18 protein-coding genes, 1 tRNA gene and 1 pseudogene are annotated in these 15,829 nt (G+C 56.8%); 16 read left to right on the top strand and 4 right to left on the bottom strand.

Going from position 1 to position 15,829, the window contains the following annotated elements:
• The first annotated feature begins 168 nt into the window (after positions 1-168).
• From OS189_RS03775 to OS189_RS03805, 7 genes are all read left to right on the top strand, one after another.
• Positions 169-1,701, top strand: coding sequence for a terminase large subunit domain-containing protein (locus OS189_RS03775; RefSeq protein WP_267165928.1), 1,533 nt, complete (start codon positions 169-171; stop codon positions 1,699-1,701).
• Complete coding sequence (locus OS189_RS03780) at positions 1,692-2,054, top strand: hypothetical protein (RefSeq protein WP_267165929.1); 363 nt, start codon at positions 1,692-1,694, stop codon at positions 2,052-2,054. The genes OS189_RS03775 and OS189_RS03780 overlap by 10 nt, the downstream gene beginning before the upstream one ends.
• A 64-nt stretch (positions 2,055-2,118) precedes the next feature.
• On the top strand, positions 2,119-2,394 hold the full coding sequence (locus OS189_RS03785; RefSeq protein ID WP_267165930.1) for an HNH endonuclease: 276 nt from the start codon (positions 2,119-2,121) through the stop codon (positions 2,392-2,394).
• Positions 2,381-3,652, top strand: coding sequence for a phage major capsid protein (locus OS189_RS03790; RefSeq protein ID WP_267165931.1), 1,272 nt, complete (start codon positions 2,381-2,383; stop codon positions 3,650-3,652). Before OS189_RS03785 ends, OS189_RS03790 begins: the two co-directional genes overlap by 14 nt.
• Positions 3,652-4,233 (top strand): HK97 family phage prohead protease, encoded by a 582-nt coding sequence (locus tag OS189_RS03795; RefSeq protein WP_267165932.1) that lies wholly within the window; start codon positions 3,652-3,654, stop codon positions 4,231-4,233. The genes OS189_RS03790 and OS189_RS03795 overlap by 1 nt, the downstream gene beginning before the upstream one ends.
• Before the next feature lies 1 nt (position 4,234).
• Positions 4,235-4,774 (top strand): hypothetical protein, encoded by a 540-nt coding sequence (locus tag OS189_RS03800; protein WP_267165933.1) that lies wholly within the window; start codon positions 4,235-4,237, stop codon positions 4,772-4,774.
• Complete coding sequence (locus OS189_RS03805; protein ID WP_267165934.1) at positions 4,774-5,820, top strand: phage portal family protein; 1,047 nt, start codon at positions 4,774-4,776, stop codon at positions 5,818-5,820. Before OS189_RS03800 ends, OS189_RS03805 begins: the two co-directional genes overlap by 1 nt.
• Before the next feature lie 20 nt (positions 5,821-5,840).
• Here OS189_RS03805 and OS189_RS03810 read toward each other — a convergent pair whose 3' ends face one another.
• Both OS189_RS03810 and OS189_RS03815 read right to left on the bottom strand, forming a co-directional pair.
• Positions 5,841-6,152, bottom strand: a complete 312-nt coding sequence (locus tag OS189_RS03810) for a hypothetical protein (protein ID WP_267165935.1) — start codon at positions 6,150-6,152, stop codon at positions 5,841-5,843.
• 174 nt (positions 6,153-6,326) lie between these two features.
• Positions 6,327-6,416 (bottom strand) — tRNA-Ser (locus OS189_RS03815).
• A gap of 152 nt (positions 6,417-6,568) precedes the next feature.
• Between OS189_RS03815 and OS189_RS03820 the strand changes: the two genes are divergently transcribed.
• Together OS189_RS03820 and OS189_RS03825 are read left to right on the top strand one after the other, a co-directional pair.
• Entirely contained in the window at positions 6,569-7,405 is an 837-nt protein-coding gene (locus OS189_RS03820) for a DUF2059 domain-containing protein (protein WP_267165936.1), read from the top strand.
• Positions 7,406-8,215, top strand: a complete 810-nt coding sequence (locus OS189_RS03825; RefSeq protein ID WP_267165937.1) for a DUF2059 domain-containing protein — start codon at positions 7,406-7,408, stop codon at positions 8,213-8,215.
• A 146-nt stretch (positions 8,216-8,361) separates the two neighbouring features.
• On the opposite strand, the pseudogene OS189_RS18690 reads toward OS189_RS03825, so the two are convergent.
• A pseudogene (locus tag OS189_RS18690) lies at positions 8,362-8,828 on the bottom strand (Hint domain-containing protein).
• Positions 8,829-9,468: 640 nt separating this feature from the next.
• Between OS189_RS18690 and OS189_RS03830 the strand changes: the two are divergent.
• From OS189_RS03830 to OS189_RS03860, 7 genes are all read left to right on the top strand, one after another.
• The gene (locus OS189_RS03830) at positions 9,469-10,182 is read left to right on the top strand and encodes a 50S ribosomal protein L21 (protein WP_267165938.1); all 714 of its coding nucleotides are present in this window, start codon (positions 9,469-9,471) and stop codon (positions 10,180-10,182) included.
• Positions 10,183-10,193: 11 nt separating this feature from the next.
• Positions 10,194-10,463, top strand: coding sequence for a 50S ribosomal protein L27 (gene rpmA, locus OS189_RS03835; RefSeq protein WP_267165939.1), 270 nt, complete (start codon positions 10,194-10,196; stop codon positions 10,461-10,463).
• 188 nt (positions 10,464-10,651) lie between these two features.
• Complete coding sequence (locus tag OS189_RS03840) at positions 10,652-11,254, top strand: LysE family translocator (protein WP_267165940.1); 603 nt, start codon at positions 10,652-10,654, stop codon at positions 11,252-11,254.
• 3 nt (positions 11,255-11,257) lie between these two features.
• Entirely contained in the window at positions 11,258-11,791 is a 534-nt protein-coding gene (locus OS189_RS03845) for a GNAT family N-acetyltransferase (protein WP_267165941.1), read from the top strand.
• Between the two features lie 15 nt (positions 11,792-11,806).
• Positions 11,807-12,841 (top strand): GTPase ObgE, encoded by a 1,035-nt coding sequence (gene obgE / locus OS189_RS03850; RefSeq protein WP_267165942.1) that lies wholly within the window; start codon positions 11,807-11,809, stop codon positions 12,839-12,841.
• Positions 12,829-13,935: a glutamate 5-kinase gene (gene proB, locus OS189_RS03855; protein ID WP_267165943.1), complete on the top strand. Its 1,107-nt coding sequence runs from the start codon at positions 12,829-12,831 to the stop codon at positions 13,933-13,935. The genes obgE and proB overlap by 13 nt, the downstream gene beginning before the upstream one ends.
• A 10-nt stretch (positions 13,936-13,945) precedes the next feature.
• Positions 13,946-15,214, top strand: coding sequence for a glutamate-5-semialdehyde dehydrogenase (locus tag OS189_RS03860; RefSeq protein WP_267165944.1), 1,269 nt, complete (start codon positions 13,946-13,948; stop codon positions 15,212-15,214).
• Here OS189_RS03860 and OS189_RS03865 read toward each other — a convergent pair.
• The gene (locus OS189_RS03865; protein WP_267165945.1) at positions 15,211-15,804 is read right to left on the bottom strand and encodes a histidine phosphotransferase family protein; all 594 of its coding nucleotides are present in this window, start codon (positions 15,802-15,804) and stop codon (positions 15,211-15,213) included. The two genes, OS189_RS03860 and OS189_RS03865, sit on opposite strands and share 4 nt — an antisense overlap.
• Positions 15,805-15,829 lie beyond the last annotated feature (25 nt).

A 15,829-nucleotide genomic window follows, 5' to 3' on the forward strand; every position in this document is an offset into this window, starting at 1 on the left:
GCGTCACTTGTGCGGGTCAGACTTACCGTCACAAACGTCACACACCTTTAGAAGGTGTGACGACTGTGACGCTGACGCAAATGGTCCCAATGCCCCCTTTTAACAGTGGGCATGGGACCGACGATGGGACTCTTTCTTTCTCTCTCCCAAAAATTCGGGGGAAAGATCATGGATAGGGCATCAAAAGAGGCATCGGCGGCTCTGCGTTTCCTTCCCAAGCTGGTTGTTCCTGAGGGTCGGCTTGCTGGTAAACGGGTGAAGATGGCAACATATCAAAAGCAATTTGTTCGCGGTGCCTTTGCCAAGGGTATCGAGGCCGGGGTTTTGTCGATTGGTCGCGGCAATGCAAAGACAAGTTTGAGCGCGGGCTTGGCCTTGGGGCATCTGATGGGCGAGATTGCCCCTCAACCAAAGCGTGAAATCATCTTTGCAGCACGGAACCGCGACCAAGCCAAAACGGCATTTGGGTTCCTGCTGGGCTTTATCGAGGGCTTGCCTGAGGACGAACAAGAACAATTCACGATCCGGCGCGGGTCCAAGCTGGAAGTGGAAACCTTAGAGAATGGCGGCGGACTGGCCCGTGTTATCGCGGCAGACGGCAAATCAATTCTGGGCGGTGCGCCAACGCTGGCAATCTTGGACGAACGGGCCGCATGGGAACGCGAAAAAGGCGACGCGTTGGAAAATGCTATCTTGTCCGGTCTGGGCAAGCGCGATGGTCGCGCCCTGATTATCTCAACATCTGCCCCCGATGATGCGAACACCTTTTCACGGTGGATGGATGAACCGCCCCCCGGCACATACGTTCAAGAACATCGGCCCAACGCGGGCTTACCCCCTGACGATCTGGAAAGTCTGCTTGTGGCAAACCCCGGCGCGGCTGAGGGGATTGGCCCCTCTGCTGAATGGCTTGTAGCACAAGCCCGCCGCGCAATTGCGCGGGGCGGTTCCGCCCTTTCGAGTTTTCGCAACCTTAACCGCAACGAACGGGTGGCGTCCGACAATCGGTCTGTGCTGCTGACGGTGGATGAATGGCTATCTTGCGAGGTGTCGCCTGACGATCTGCCCAAGCGTGACGGGCCTGTTGTTCTGGGAATCGACCTTGGCGGGTCACGGTCCATGTCTGCGGCGGCGCTCTATTGGCCGGAAACTGGGCGGCTGGAATGTGTCGGGGCTTTCCCGTGCAATCCCGGCTTGGCGGATCGTGGACAAGCTGACGGCGTGTCCGGGCGTTATATTGAAATGGCTGATCGTGGTGAACTGGTGACGATGGGTGACGCAACGGTGCCTGTTGCCCGCTTCATGGCTGACGTTGTGGAAAAAATGGACGGGCAAACACCTGCTGCGATCTGCGGCGATAGGTTCCGACATGCTGAATTTGTCGAGGCGTTGCGCGATGCTGGCCTTGAGCGGGTTCCGTTCATTTGGCGCGGCTTTGGCTGGAAAGATGGCTCTGAGGACTGCGAACGGCTACGCCGCGCTGTTTTCGAGGGCGATGTAAAAGCCATGCCGTCGCTGCTGTTGCGCTCTGCATTTTCCGACGCAATCACGCTGGTTGATCCGGCTGGCAATCACAAGCTGGCCGCTGGCCGTTCTACGGGCCGAATTGACCCTGTTGCGGCAACGGTGCTGGCCGTGGCTCAGGGCGTCCGTATGCGCCGCGCACCCTCACAAACAAAAGGGAGACTGGCATGGGGCTGACACAAACTGCATCGCGCCTGATCAAGAAACATGGGCAAGCCGCAACGCTACTGCGGCCCCTGCCACCTATAGACGATGGGTTCGGAATGGTTCCAAACCCTGACCCGCCAACGCCATATCCCTGCACGGCACTTGTCGCCACCTTCACTGTGAATGAGGAATTTATTGCCGCTGGCCTAATGGACGTGGGCGATCAACGCGTTTTGGTTTCCATCGAGGGTCTGACGATCACGCCGGAAACAACCGACAAAATCAAGATCGGCACAATTGATCTGGGCATAGTTCGGGTGGTTCCACACGCCCCCGGCGGGACGCTGTTTTTCTATGAAATTCAGGGCCGTGATTATGTCTAAGCGCAAGGAACATATCCGCCATTCTAAGGCCGTCACACGCGGCCCCCGGTGGCGGGCTTTGCGGATGCAGGCGCTTGAGCGTGACGGCTGGGCTTGCGTCCAGTGCGGCACTCACAAGCGGCTTGAGTGTGACCACATTCAACCCGTCCGAACGCACCCTGAACTGGCCTACACGCTGACCAATTTACAAATTCTCTGCGGTGCCTGCCACACGCGGAAAACCCGAATTGAGGTGGGGCACAAGCCCCTGACCCCAAAGCGCCAACAATGGCGTGACCTGCTGCGCGACATGCAGCGAAACCCTGTCGAGCATGAAAGGAAATTAAATGCTGACATCTAAAAAACTGGAACTGCGACGTTCCGAAATCCGCCAGAACCTTGCCGAACTGGCAAACATCGAAACCCCATCTGAGGACGAAACCCGCAAGATGGGCGAACTTGATACGGAATACCGTGCCAAGGAAGCACAATACCGCGCTGCGCTTATCTCTGAGGATGAGCAACGCGACGCGGCAAAGAACGAACTTGAAACCCGTTCCGGTTCCGAATGGGCCGAAATGATGGGCAATTTTGAATTGCGCCAAGTCGCGCTTGCCTTGGATGAAGGCGCGGCGCTTTCGGGGCAAACTGCTGAGATCGTGCAAGAATTGCGCTCACAAGGCGGCTATCGCGGAATCCCAATTCCCTATCAGGCTCTTGAGCAACGGGCGGGTGAAACTATCGCGGGTGACAATGCTGACCCAATGCAAACTCGCCCTATCATTGAACGCTTGTTCCCCGGATCGGCTGCGGCCCGCATGGGTGCGCAATCAATCAGCATCCCGCACGGTTCTGTTGAGTGGCCAGTGACAACTGACGGCGCAACAGTTGGCTGGCAATCGACCGAAACGGGCAATGTTGGTGGCACGTCTGCTTACAAGACGGCTGACAAGGCGCTGTCACCTGATAACACTCTGGGCGTACAAATGAAGATCACCCGCAAGGCGCTCAAGCAATCCGGCGCGGCTCTGGAAGCTGCTGTTCGCCGCGACATGAACAGCGCAATCGGTGCGGAAATGGATCGTGTTGTGTTCCTTGGATCGGGCGCGTCTGGCCAGCCTTTGGGTGTTATGACCACACCCGCAACCTACGGCATCACGTCAACGGCTGTCACGGCGACGGCGGACTGGGCGGCGTTCCGGGCGGCTGTGGTTCGTTTCATGGCTGGCAACGCGGCGGGTTCGCCCGATGCTGTGAAGCTGCTTATTCGTCCCGAGGTTTGGGCATGGATGGATAGCGCCTTAATTAGCGGCACGGCTGTTTCCGAGTGGGACCGGATGCTGGCAAACATCCCGGCGGGTAACATTGTGATGACCACAAACGGCCTAGCGGCCCCAACTGGCGCGATGAAACCGACTAACGCCTTGATGACTACAAACGCGGGCGGCGTGTCGCCTATCTTTGTCGGTATGTGGGGCGCGGTGGATCTTATCCGTGATCCATTCAGTGACGCACAATCCGGCGGGCTGCGCGTCACTGCGCTGGCGACTATGGACGTGACTGTTGCGCGTGGCTCTCAGCTTGAAATGCTGACGGCTGTTCAAACGGCTTCAAGCTAATGCTCTGGGGCGGTTCCAAAGGCGGGCTTGAAGTCCGCACCTCTGCGGACGGTTCTACCGTCCTCAGGGGCCGCTTTCCCTACGCAATCCCGACTGTCCTTAGCGATGGTCGGGAAAAGCGGCGGGAAGTATTTGAAGCGCGGGCGTTTGGCGCGTCTGTTGCCGATGGTGGTGACGTTCACTTGCTGGTGCATCACGACATGAACAAGCCGCTGGCATCCCGTGGGGCCGGTTCCCTGACCCTTGAGGATACTGACGACGCGCTGACATTTGAGGCTATTCTTGCGCCTGAAATGCGGTCTGTCGGCTATGTCCAAGACTTTCTTGGCACTTTGGCGGCGGGGCTGGTCGGTGGGATTAGTCCAGGCTTTCGGGTTTCCCAAGGCGGCGACTATGTGAAGCGATCTGGCACGGGGATCATGCGCGTGGTGCGATCTGCTGACCTGATCGAGATTAGCGCAGTTACAAAACCCGCGTATCCGGCGGCGCAGATCGAGGCCCGGAATTGGGGGCCGCTGGTATCGGTGCCAATGGTGAAGCCTGCAAGCGCGTGGGCGCATTGGGAAAGGTGGAGGGCATAATATGACTGACCTGTTAGACGAAATTGAGGCGACCCCGGCAACCTATCCGGCAAGCCCCATTGGAATGTCTGACCCGGCGTCTTGGATTGACGCGGCAATCATTTGGGAACGGATCGAGGCTTACACCCGAACCCGATACACGCCGCGCGAGGTGGTTTGGAAAATTCAGGGGCAGGCGGGTTCTGAGTGGAAACCGCCCCTGTCGCCTTTGGTATCCCGTGACGCCCATTTCTGGGGCGATCAATGGGAAGGGCTGGCCCTTTTGGACGGCCCTGTAGGCATCTGTTTTCCTTTCGATGGTGTCTACCGGATCACGGCGCAAGTGGGTTACGGCACCCCGCCTAAGGCCGTCACTGAGGCGTTCCGGCGGCTTGCTGAATACATGGCTGACGATACCGACCGGGCGGGCGTGTCCAGCTACAGCGTGAACATGGGCGGGGCCATTCAGGAAAGTTATCAGCGCAATGCGGCCCACGCGGCCCGTGCGCTTCAAAATAGCGGGGCGGCTGACATGCTGCGCCCATATCGGAGGCAGAAATAATGTGGCCATTCAAAAGCAAAACTGAAACGCGGGCAACATCCGGCACCGGATACACCGCGCAAATGATCCAAGCCCGCACGGCCTACATCACAGGCACAAGCGGGCGGGCTGAATTGACGGCCACGGTGCAAGCGGCGGTCACGCTCTGGGAAAACGGCCTTTCTGTCGCTGACGTGGAAGGCACGGACCTACTGAACCGGCGGGCGCTGGCAATTGCGGGCCGGATGCTGGCGCTTCGTGGTGAGGCGCTTTTCTATATCACGGATGAGGCTCTTATTCCGGTGTCTGATTGGGATTTGTCCACACGGCTTTCCCGTCCAACGGCTTACCGCCTGACCTTGCCGGATATTGGCGGCGGCAAGACTGTTACGGCCCTTGCGGGTGAGGTGCTGCACTTTCGTATCGGGGCCGATGCAATCCAGCCTTGGTTTGGCACCGCGCCCTTGAAGCGGTCCAGCCTGTCGGCTGATCTATTGGAAATCATCGAGCGGGCGCTTGTCGAGGTTTACGGTGACGCGCCTTTGGGTTCGTCTATCGTGCCAATGCCTGAGACGCCGGAAACCGACCTTGCAGACATAGCGCGGGGGTTCCGTGGATCACGGGGCAAGGTGCTGGTGCGTGAATCGGTGCAAGTGCAGGCGGCGGGTGGACCCGCCCCGGCGCAAGATTGGCGGGCAAACGATTTGACGCCTGATCTTTCCAAGGCTCTGCTGGACAAGACGCTGGACCAAGCCCGCGACCAGATCAACGCGGCTTTCGGCATCTTGCCCGGTCTAAACAACAAAGCAACCACGGGGCCGATGGTGAGGGAAGCGCAGCGGCATCTTGCAAGCTGGACTTTACAGCCAATGGCTGAGGGCATGGCAGAGGAGGCCACGGATAAGCTGGGCAACGCAGTCACACTGGACGTTATGCGGCCCCTACAGGCGTTTGACGCGGGCGGACGCGCAAGGACCGTCACCGCGCTTGTGAAGGCACTGGCAGAGGCCAAAACAGCGGGCGTCGATCCTGCGATGGCACTAAACTTAGTTGATTGGAAGGAATAGCTATTGGTTAGTTGATCTAGTCATTCGCCGCGCCTCGCCTTGGAAATAGTTGTCATGTTCGAAGCCTTGCGTTGAGCTCTCTTCTTCCAGCCGGGATATGCTAGGAAAGGGGCCAATAGTATGCCAAAACCAAGCGTTACAACGCAAATTGCGAGTAGTAGGAATCCGCGCCCAATAAAACCGTGGACCCAAAAATACATTGGGCCGAACATCATCGACCATAGCCATGTAAGTCCGGTGCTTTCATTAAATGTGTCTGTCAAAAGTTCGACTTCGGCTTTATCGGCCTGCGCCTCTGTGACCAGATTTCTTCTACGCTGCTCAATTTCCAAGTTTCTCAGTCCTGTTTAAAATGATATTTCAAGACCGGACCATAAGCGGAAATTCGCTAACAGCAATTGAAATTCCTAAAACAAAAGAAAACTTTAGGGATGGCAGGTAGGTTGGGCGGCACTATTTAGGTGATTGTAAAAAATCGTTACAAAACAATATGTTGTAAGACTTAATGGCGGAGAGACAGGGATTCGAACCCTGGGTAGGCTTGCACCCACAACGGTTTTCGAGACCGCCCCGTTCGACCACTCCGGCACCTCTCCGCGCTGGGGTCTTGGAGGCGATCGTTTAAGCGGGATTATCGAGTTGGGCAAGTGGGTGTTTGCGCATCTTTGCCGGTTTACCGAATTTTCATTGCAGCGCGATACAGAACAGCTAGTTTGTCGGCGAACGCAACAAAGGAAACCATATGCAAATGATCCGGCACACCCTGATAATGTCTGTGGCCGCCGTGATGCTGGCCCTGTGCGCAACTGTGGCAAAGGCAGATACGCCTGAACGTGATGACGTCGAGGCATTTCTGGAGGTCACGGGTTTTGATGTCGCATTGGACAGCATTCGACTGTCCGCAGACGCCGCGCCGCAAATGCTGGGGCTTGAGGCAGATGATTTCGGTTCGGAGTGGAAGCGGCTGGTGGCCGAAGTGTTCGATACGAATTTGATGCACGACATGGCCATTGATCTGCTCGAAAAGACCCTGTCAAAAGAATTGCTGACCCACGCTGCGGGATTTTATGCATCCGATCTGGGTCAACGGTTGGTCGCGGTTGAAAATCGTTCCCACATGATTGAGGAAGACGGACTGAAATCGGAGAGCGGCGGCCAGATCATTGAGGGACTGAAAAGCATCGACTCTCCGCGCATTGCCATATTGGAACGGTTGAATAAGGCCAGCGGGGGCGAGGAAAGCTCGCTCAGGTCAATACAGGAAGTGCAAATCAGGTTTTTGATGGCCGCAGCAGGTGCCGGTGTGATCGAATTGCAAATGGAAGAACCGGACCTTAGGGAAGCCATGCGTGCGCAGGAAGAGGAGTTGCGCAGGAACCTGCGCAAAAGCGCGCTGGAGGGTTCGGCCTATACTTATCAGGCGTTTTCCGATGCTGAAATGATCGCCTATGCTGAGGCATTGGAACACCCCGATATGAAAGAGGTCTACAACCTGATGAACGCTGTTCAATACGAGATCATGGCTAACCGTTTCGAAGCGGTGGCAGACCGTCTGCGCCTGATGCAGCCCAGTCAGGATCTGTAAATGCGCCGGTTTCTAGCTGCCTTCCTGATGGTTCTTATGGCACTGCCGCTGTGGGCGGGAGCGCGCCACACTGTTTTGATGGACGTCCTGAAAATTCAGGAACTGAGCGGGATCTTACACGCCGAAGGCGTGAAGTTCGGCGCGACGTTGAACCGTGACTGGCTAGAGGGGCAGGGTGGCCCTGCGTGGTCACAGCAAGTGATCCGCATTTATGATCCTCAACGCATCGCAGAAGGTATTCGCGCCGGACTGGAACCCGCGCTTGAAGGGGAAACTCTAGAGGCTGCGATCACTTTCTTTGGTTCCGATCTGGGAAGCAGGATTATCACGCTGGAAAATGCCGCGCGCCGCGCGATGGCTGATCCGGCAGTAGAAGAACAGGCCCGCGAACAATATGCTGCGCGCGAGGGCAGTGATGATCCGCGACTTGTACAGATCAATCGGATGATTGACGCTGGTGATCTGGTCAACCGCAATGTCACCTCAGCGCTAAATTCAAATTACCAATTTTTGCGTGCTTTGGTGGATGGCGACATCTACGTGATGAGCGATGCCGAAATTCTGGAAGACGTTCAAGCAGAGCGTGAAGACATCACAGCCGACACCGCGAACTGGCTTGGCGCGTTCCTGACACTTGCCTATAGTCCGCTCAGCATCGAAGAACTGACTGCCTATGCCGACTTTGCGCAAACCCCGGCGGGCAAATCGCTGAACGCGGGATTATTTGCAGGGTTCGATCCGCTGTATGAAGATATTTCATATGCACTTGGGCGCGCAATGGCACTGAACATCGCCGCAGAGGAGTTATAGCCAGAGCACAGTTGCCCAAAGCCTGATAAATAAATGCGGCAATATAAGCTATGGTTTCAGGTCGGGAAACACCGTCCTGATCCCCTTCCATTGGGCCATATCCAGTGCGTCACTGTATGATCCCCTAAAAAGACGCTCTCGCATTTTTACCACTGTGTAATGATGATCTGGTGCCGAGCAAACTTCACATGCGTGTAAGGGACCAAGCCGCAGATTTTTCGGGTGACAGACCGGCTGTTGACAAAGTTTTTGGCCGCGACAAAAACGCTACCAAATCTTTCAACAAGTTCGGCCACAGTCCCGTCGAATAGAATGCTGTGACCGAAAGAAACAGGTACGGGGCTTGTCGCGCCAATTTTACTTCGTGAATTATTACCGGTTCTATCGCTCTGGCTCCGCGTTCCGTGCGCCAACTGAACCAGCGCACAGGTTTTAGCCCAGGACATTCATTCATCATCACATCACCAGCTTTCAGCGCTTCTATCCGCTTGGGGCCTTGTGAAGGATCGACAAGCGTTCCGGCAGTGAAACAGGCAAACGGGCTGTAGGGGTCGGGCTGTTTGTGGCCAATACTGCGTTCGGAGGTAAAGACATGCGTCTGACCCGGCACCATATCCTGACCGATGATACAAAATTTGTTGCGTCGCTGCCGCTGTTGTATTGCCCAATGGTGATTGAAAATCCTTTAAGTCAGTTATTGTCGGTCAGGCGATAGTTAAACAATAACTTGACTGCACGCGGCATGCATCAAGCCGTCGATCGTGACCGGATCTGCCAGTTCCTGCTAACGGTGCGTCCTGCCGATTTCGTGAAACAGTGCATCATCAGTGAAATCCCGTTGCACCACAGTATTTGACAGCAAGGTCATCGAAAGTGGCGGGTCTGCCTATGTTGTCGAAATCACTGAACTAATAGAAATACCAAAGGTCGTATAGAGCCATTTGTGTTCACTCATTATTAATGCGATGTTATTCGCAATAATAGTGACTGCTAGAAGACGCAGCGGTTTTCATTGTGGCGGGTACCCCGCGTGACGCATGGTGACAAACAGAATGTTGATAACAGCATCTAGCTGCTTGACTTACCGCGCCGATCACCCGATAAGCCGCCAACCCGACATATCACTGATGTGTTCGGGTGTATTTTTAATGACGCCCCAAGGGCGCGCTGTTCCAGGTGGATCAAGGCAGAGCCCGATCCGAAACACCCGTAGTAGGGGGCCAAAGAACGCGGCAAAATGTGAAGGAAGACCTATGTTTGCGGTCCTGAAAACAGGCGGTAAGCAATATAAAGTTCAGCCCGGCGATATGCTGCGCGTAGAACGTATTGCGGCATCTGCCGGTGACACAGTTCAATTTAACGAAGTTCTGATGCTGGGCGGTGACAACCCTCAGGTCGGCGCACCAATGATCGAAGACGCCGGCGTTCAGGCCGAAGTTGTCGACCAGATCAAAGGCGAAAAAGTAATCCACTTCGTCAAGCGTCGCCGGAAGCACTCCTCCAAGCGCACAAAAGGCCACCGTCAGAAACTGACATTGGTCAAGATCACAGATATCCTCGCCTCGGGCGCAGGCAAATCCGGTGTTGCAGCCGCAATTGGCACAGGTTCCGTATCCGCAGCGGCCGTAGCAGCGATCACAGGCAAATCTGTCGACGCAGCTCCTGCTAAGAAGGCAAAGCCGGCGAAAGCCGCGAAGCCTGCCAAGGACGCAGCACCAGAAGCAAAAGCTGAAAAGCCTGCCAAGGCAAAGAAAGCCGCAAAATCCGACGGTGACGATCTGTCCGAGATTTCTGGCGTTGGCCCCGTTATTGTTGGCAAGCTGCACGCCGAAGGTGTGACCACATTTGCACAGATTGCTGCATGGACAGACGCAGACGTGGAAGCTATTGAAGAGAAACTGTCGTTCAAAGGTCGTGTGGGTCGTGAAGACTGGATCGCACAGGCCAAAGAACTGGCAAAAGGCTAAGGAGAGACCTAATGGCACATAAAAAAGCAGGCGGCTCGTCACGTAACGGCCGCGACTCAGCTGGTCGCCGTCTTGGCGTGAAGAAATACGGTGGCGAAGTTGTCGTTCCTGGAAACATCATCGTGCGTCAGCGCGGAACACAGTTCTGGCCTGGTCAGAATGTGGGCATGGGCAAAGATCACACGATCTTTGCAACAGTTGACGGCAATGTGCAGTTCCACAAGGGCCTGAAAAAACGCACATTCATCTCGATCGTACCGGCAGCGGAAGCTGCTGAATAAGCCGTACCCGAAGATGATACAAAATCAGGGACCGGCGGAAACGCCGGTCCCTTTTTCTTTTTGCCGCTACTTTTCGAATACGGGAGGGCCACGATGGTTGATGTCATAAAACGATTGTTCTTGCCCACCTGTGTCGGGCAGTGGCGTGGGCGAAACACCTTTACGCCACTACAAGAACAGCGTGCCACATGAGCATCGCCATACTTCCGCTTGCGGTTTTTGCAATCAGTCAGGTTGGCACACCCGGCCCTGCGAATATGGCGCTGTTGGCGACCGGTGCGCGGTTCGGTTTCCGTGCGGCGTTGCCCTTTGTGGCTGGTGTGGCGCTTGGAAAGCAATTGATCATCTGGCCGATCGGCTTTGGCCTGATGGAATTGGCAGAAACAGCTCCTGCTGTGTTTAAGGCGCTCAAGTACATCTCGGCAGCCTATATCATCTGGCTGGCATGGAAAGTGGGAAATTTACGTTTGGGGCAGGGTGCAGCCAAGGCGACAGCACCAGGATTTCTTGCTGGTCTAATCGTGCATCCTCTGAACCCCAAGGCATGGGCGATGATTGTCGGCAGTTTTACCGGCTTTGTCGGGGCCGGTGTCGCGCCCCTGACAGCTACTGCAACTGTGGCAGCCGTGTTGTTGGCGTGCCAAATGGTCTTGCATCCGTTATGGACGCTTGGCGGGCAGGCTATCGCGCAAACGGTTGCAGGCACGCGCATTGAACCTTATCTGATGTGGACACTGGCAGCGATGACCGTCGCCTCTGTTTTATTTGTTTTATTTGCCAAAGGAACGTGATCCATGGCCACCCTGACGCAGCAGCCAACCCTCCATACGTCCCGCTTTGTTTTGCGCCCTGTTCGCCAGTCTGATCTGACGCGGATCACCCATTACGCAAGTGACAGCCGCCTTGCGATGAGCACAACGCGCATTCCGCATCCCTTGCCCCCGGGGGTGATCGAAGCATTCATCGAAAGGGCGATCCAGCCAGAACGGGACGAAGATGTCTGGGTGATGGATGGCGGGAGCCATAACGGCGATGAAGTGATGGGCGTGATCAGCCTGATGCGGCTGGACCGAAACCAATCCGAGGTCGGGTATTGGGTGGCACCGCCGTTCTGGAACACCCATGTGGCATCCGATGCGGTACAGGCGTTGGTGGCGGGAAATCCGCTGGAGAATGACACAATGTTCGCATCGGTCTTCCATGACAATCCGGCCTCTGCCAAAGTGTTGATCAACGCGGGTTTTACCTATCTGGGTGACGCCGAAACATATTGTCTTGCGCGCGGTGCAACTGTGCCGACATGGACCTACAGCCTCAAGCTGCGGTAACCCTTAGGATAGAAAATGAAATTCCTCGATCTTGCCAAAGTCTATATCCGCTCCGGCGCCGGTGGCGGCGGTTGTGTGTCGTTCAGACGTGAAAAATACATTGAATTCGGCGGCCCCGATGGCGGCGACGGGGGCGGTGGCGGCTCGGTCTGGGCCGAGGCGGTCGACGGGCTGAATACGCTGATTGATTTCCGCTATCAGCAGCACTTTTTCGCTAAAAACGGCCAGCCTGGAATGGGCAAACAGCGCACCGGTAAGGATGGCGACGATATCATCCTGCGGGTGCCGGTGGGGACAGAAATCCTCGACGAAGATCAGGAAACGGTGCTTGCCGATATGACGGAACTCGGCCAGCGGATCCAACTGGCGCGCGGCGGAAACGGGGGCTGGGGCAACCTGCATTTCAAATCCGCAACCAATCAGGCGCCGCGCCGCTCCAACCCCGGGCAGGATGGCGTAGAGCGTACGCTGTGGCTACGCCTCAAGCTGATTGCCGATGTCGGTCTGCTGGGTCTGCCGAATGCGGGAAAATCCACTTTTCTGGCAGCCACATCGAATGCGCGACCCAAGATCGCGGATTACCCGTTCACCACATTGCACCCCAACCTTGGCGTTGTGGGGGTGGATAATACCGAATTTGTGGTCGCGGACATACCCGGTCTGATTGAGGGCGCCCATGATGGTCGCGGTCTTGGGCACCGGTTTCTGGGCCATGTGGAACGCTGCGCCGTATTGCTGCATCTGATCGACGGTACGTCGGAAACGATCACCGAAGACTATGAGACAATCATCGGGGAACTTGAGGCCTACGGCGGCGCATTGGCCGACCGTCCACGCATCACTGTATTGAACAAAATTGATGCACTGGATGAAGAGCGGCTTGCAAGCGCCTCTTCTGAATTGGAAAAAGCCGTTGGCGGACCCGTGATGCACATGTCAGGCGTGGCCAAAACCAACACGGTCGAGGTTCTGCGCGCCCTACGTGCGGAAATTGATGATGACCGTATCCGCCAGAAACCTGCCGAGGAGGAAGCGCCTTGGCAACCCTGACCGGCGCAAAGCGCATCGTAATCAAGATCGGTTCGGCCTTGCTAGTAGATCGCGCTACGGGTGATCTACGCGCCGATTGGCTCGCCTCTCTTGCGCGCGATGTTGCATGGTTGAAAAGCTGCGGTATTGACGTGGTTCTTGTGTCTTCCGGCTCTATCGCGCTAGGGCGGGGCGTTCTGGGCCTCGGGCTGGGTGCATTGGCGCTGGAACAGTCGCAGGCCGCCGCCGCCGTGGGCCAGATCAGGCTTGCGCGCGCCTACGAAGAAGTTCTGGCACCGCATAACATTACCACCGCACAAGTTCTGGTCACGCTTGAGGACAGTGCAAACCGGCGCCGCTACCTCAACAGCCGCGCCACTTTGGAAACGCTTCTCGGCCTCGGGGCGGTTCCGATTGTGAACGAAAACGATACCGTCGCCACAGATGAGATCCGATTTGGCGACAACGACCGCCTTGCAGCACAGATCGCCGTGACTGTCGGGGCCGATCAGTTGATTTTGCTGTCCGATGTTGACGGCTTTTATAACGCCAATCCGGCGGATGATCCGACGGCAAAGCGATTTGATGTAGTCGACCGCATCACGCCTCAGATTGAGGCGATGGCAGGTGATGCAGGGTCGGGCCTCAGTAAAGGCGGCATGAAAACCAAGCTGATGGCAGCGAAAACGGCTGTATCCGCCGGATGCGCAATGGCAATTACCGAAGGGTTTGTGATGCGCCCGCTGACAGCATTGGCCAATGGCGCAAATGCCACGTGGTTCACCGCGCAGACAGATCCGCAAGCGGCGCGCAAGGGCTGGATTGCAGCGATGAAACCGATGGGTACGCTGATCCTTGATAGCGGTGCAGTCGCGGCATTGCAGCGTGGAAAAAGCCTGCTGCCTGCTGGCATCACCGCCGTATCCGGCGGGTTTGAGCGCGGCGATGCGGTTGCGCTGATCGGGCCGGATGGTGCTGGCATCGGCTCGGGACTTGCGCGCTATTCTGCGGCGGAAGCATTGCAAATCAAGGGCCATCACAGCGCAGAAATAGAGGCGCTGTTGGGCTATCCCGGTCGTGCAGCACTGATCCATCGCGACGACATGGCATTGTAAGGACATCGTTATGACCCGGACCACAGATGACATTCCCGCCCTGATGGCAGATATCGGCAGCCGCGCAAAAGCAGCGGCAGCTATTCTCGCCACCGCAAATTCGGAGCGCAAACACGCCGCCCTGATTGCTGCTGCGGAGGCCGTCTGGGACAACCGCGAAGCGATTTACGCCGCTAACGCCGATGACATGGAATACGGCACGCAAAAAGGGCTGAGCCCTGCGATGCTTGACCGGCTGAAGCTGGACGAAAACGGGCTGCGCAGCATCATTGACGGCTTGCGCGCCATCGCAGAGCAGCCTGATCCGGTCGGAGAAGTTCTGGCCGAATGGGACCAGCCCAGCGGTATCCACATCCGGCGTGTGCGCACACCTTTAGGTGTCATTGGTGTGATCTATGAATCGCGCCCCAACGTGACCGCCGATGCGGGCGCGCTGTGCCTCAAGGCCGGTAATGCGGTGATCTTGCGAGGCGGTTCGGAAAGCTTTCACAGCAGTCGTGCGCTGCATGGCTGTCTGCAACAAGGTCTGCGCGCTGCCAACCTGCCGGAGGATGCTATCCAGTTGGTGCCAACGCGGGATCGCGCAGCCGTGCAGGAAATGCTTACCATGACCGACACGATTGACGTGATTGTTCCGCGTGGCGGCAAGGGGCTGGTCGGGTTGGTGCAGCGCGAGGCGCGGGTGCCGGTTTTTGCCCACCTGGAGGGCATTGTACATATCTATATCGACAAGGATGCCGACCCCGAAAAGACATTAAAGGTCGTGTTGAACGCCAAGACACGCCGCACCGGCATTTGTGGAGCCGCAGAATGTTTGCTGGTCCATAAGGACATTGCCAAGACAATCGGTACAGGCGTGATCAGCGCCCTGATTGATGCGGGTGTAGAAGTGCGAGCAGACGGTTCACTATCCCGGATCAAGGGGACCGTGACCGCACAAGCCGATGATTGGGGGCAGGAATATCTGGACATGATTATCGCCGCGCGCGAGGTTGACAGCATTGATCAGGCGATTGAGCACATCCGCCGCTATGGCTCCAACCATACAGACTGCATTATCACCGAAGATGCACAGGCGGCTGAAACCTTTATGAACACGCTCGACAGCGCAATTCTGATGCACAACGCCTCCACCCAATTTGCCGATGGCGGCGAGTTTGGCATGGGGGCCGAAATCGGCATCGCTACCGGAAAAATGCACGCGCGCGGCCCGGTGGGTGCGGCGCAACTGACCAGCTTCAAATACCTAGTGACCGGGGATGGCTCGGTACGCGCCTAAATCCTGATCGTTATGCTGTCGCCTGACACATCTACGTCAAGGCGGCGCTCCTCATCCTCGGCGATCAAGGGCAATAGGGCAAATTGCACCTGCGCGGGGCGCAACTCCTCCTCACGCGGGGCACCGTTCAGCAGCCCCCAAAGATCAGCGTCAATATTCAGCTTGTCTGCGTGTCCGGTCAGCAGAAGGTGATCGCCATCTTGCGACACCTCTATCCGGCCCCCGTATGGCATGCCGCTTTCCATACACATCAGCGCGAGGAAGGTCAGGCGCACCATCCGGCGCTGCTGCCCCTCCAACGGGCCCCAGACGACTGTTAGGCGGGACGTGGCGTAAACATCATTCAGGATCGATACCACCTCGGGCCGCCCGACCAGTTGCGTACCCGCAGCCCCGAAAGCGATGCGGAAAAACCTGATCCGCGCGCTGGCATTCATCACACTTTCAGACACCAGCGCCATTTCTGGCCCGACCGATGGCATGCTCATCTCCATCAACTCAAGGCCGTTGTTGATCGCGCCGATCGGCGATATCAAGTCATGGCAAATCCGGCTTCCGATGAGGGCAGCCAAGTTGGTGTTCTGGCCCATTATGCTGGCCTCCGTCTGGTTAAGG

Origin of the sequence: Sulfitobacter sp. F26169L (genome assembly GCF_026410285.1) — a bacterium.
In the GTDB taxonomy this organism is placed as follows: domain Bacteria; phylum Pseudomonadota; class Alphaproteobacteria; order Rhodobacterales; family Rhodobacteraceae; genus Sulfitobacter.

Bases quoted from the DNA above. Each gene is read 5' to 3' on its own strand.
- OS189_RS03775 (WP_267165928.1), top strand. From the start codon at position 169: ATGGATAGGGCATCAAAAGAGGCATCGGCGGCTCTGCGTTTCCTTCCC.
- OS189_RS03780 (WP_267165929.1), top strand. From the start codon at position 1,692: ATGGGGCTGACACAAACTGCATCGCGCCTGATCAAGAAACATGGGCAA.
- OS189_RS03785 (WP_267165930.1), top strand. From the start codon at position 2,119: ATGCAGGCGCTTGAGCGTGACGGCTGGGCTTGCGTCCAGTGCGGCACT.
- OS189_RS03790 (WP_267165931.1), top strand. From the start codon at position 2,381: ATGCTGACATCTAAAAAACTGGAACTGCGACGTTCCGAAATCCGCCAG.
- OS189_RS03795 (WP_267165932.1), top strand. From the start codon at position 3,652: ATGCTCTGGGGCGGTTCCAAAGGCGGGCTTGAAGTCCGCACCTCTGCG.
- OS189_RS03800 (WP_267165933.1), top strand. From the start codon at position 4,235: ATGACTGACCTGTTAGACGAAATTGAGGCGACCCCGGCAACCTATCCG.
- OS189_RS03805 (WP_267165934.1), top strand. From the start codon at position 4,774: ATGTGGCCATTCAAAAGCAAAACTGAAACGCGGGCAACATCCGGCACC.
- OS189_RS03820 (WP_267165936.1), top strand. From the start codon at position 6,569: ATGATCCGGCACACCCTGATAATGTCTGTGGCCGCCGTGATGCTGGCC.
- OS189_RS03825 (WP_267165937.1), top strand. From the start codon at position 7,406: ATGCGCCGGTTTCTAGCTGCCTTCCTGATGGTTCTTATGGCACTGCCG.
- OS189_RS03830 (WP_267165938.1), top strand. From the start codon at position 9,469: ATGTTTGCGGTCCTGAAAACAGGCGGTAAGCAATATAAAGTTCAGCCC.
- rpmA (WP_267165939.1), top strand. From the start codon at position 10,194: ATGGCACATAAAAAAGCAGGCGGCTCGTCACGTAACGGCCGCGACTCA.
- OS189_RS03840 (WP_267165940.1), top strand. From the start codon at position 10,652: ATGAGCATCGCCATACTTCCGCTTGCGGTTTTTGCAATCAGTCAGGTT.
- OS189_RS03845 (WP_267165941.1), top strand. From the start codon at position 11,258: ATGGCCACCCTGACGCAGCAGCCAACCCTCCATACGTCCCGCTTTGTT.
- obgE (WP_267165942.1), top strand. From the start codon at position 11,807: ATGAAATTCCTCGATCTTGCCAAAGTCTATATCCGCTCCGGCGCCGGT.
- OS189_RS03860 (WP_267165944.1), top strand. From the start codon at position 13,946: ATGACCCGGACCACAGATGACATTCCCGCCCTGATGGCAGATATCGGC.
- OS189_RS03865 (WP_267165945.1), bottom strand. From the start codon at position 15,804: ATGGGCCAGAACACCAACTTGGCTGCCCTCATCGGAAGCCGGATTTGC.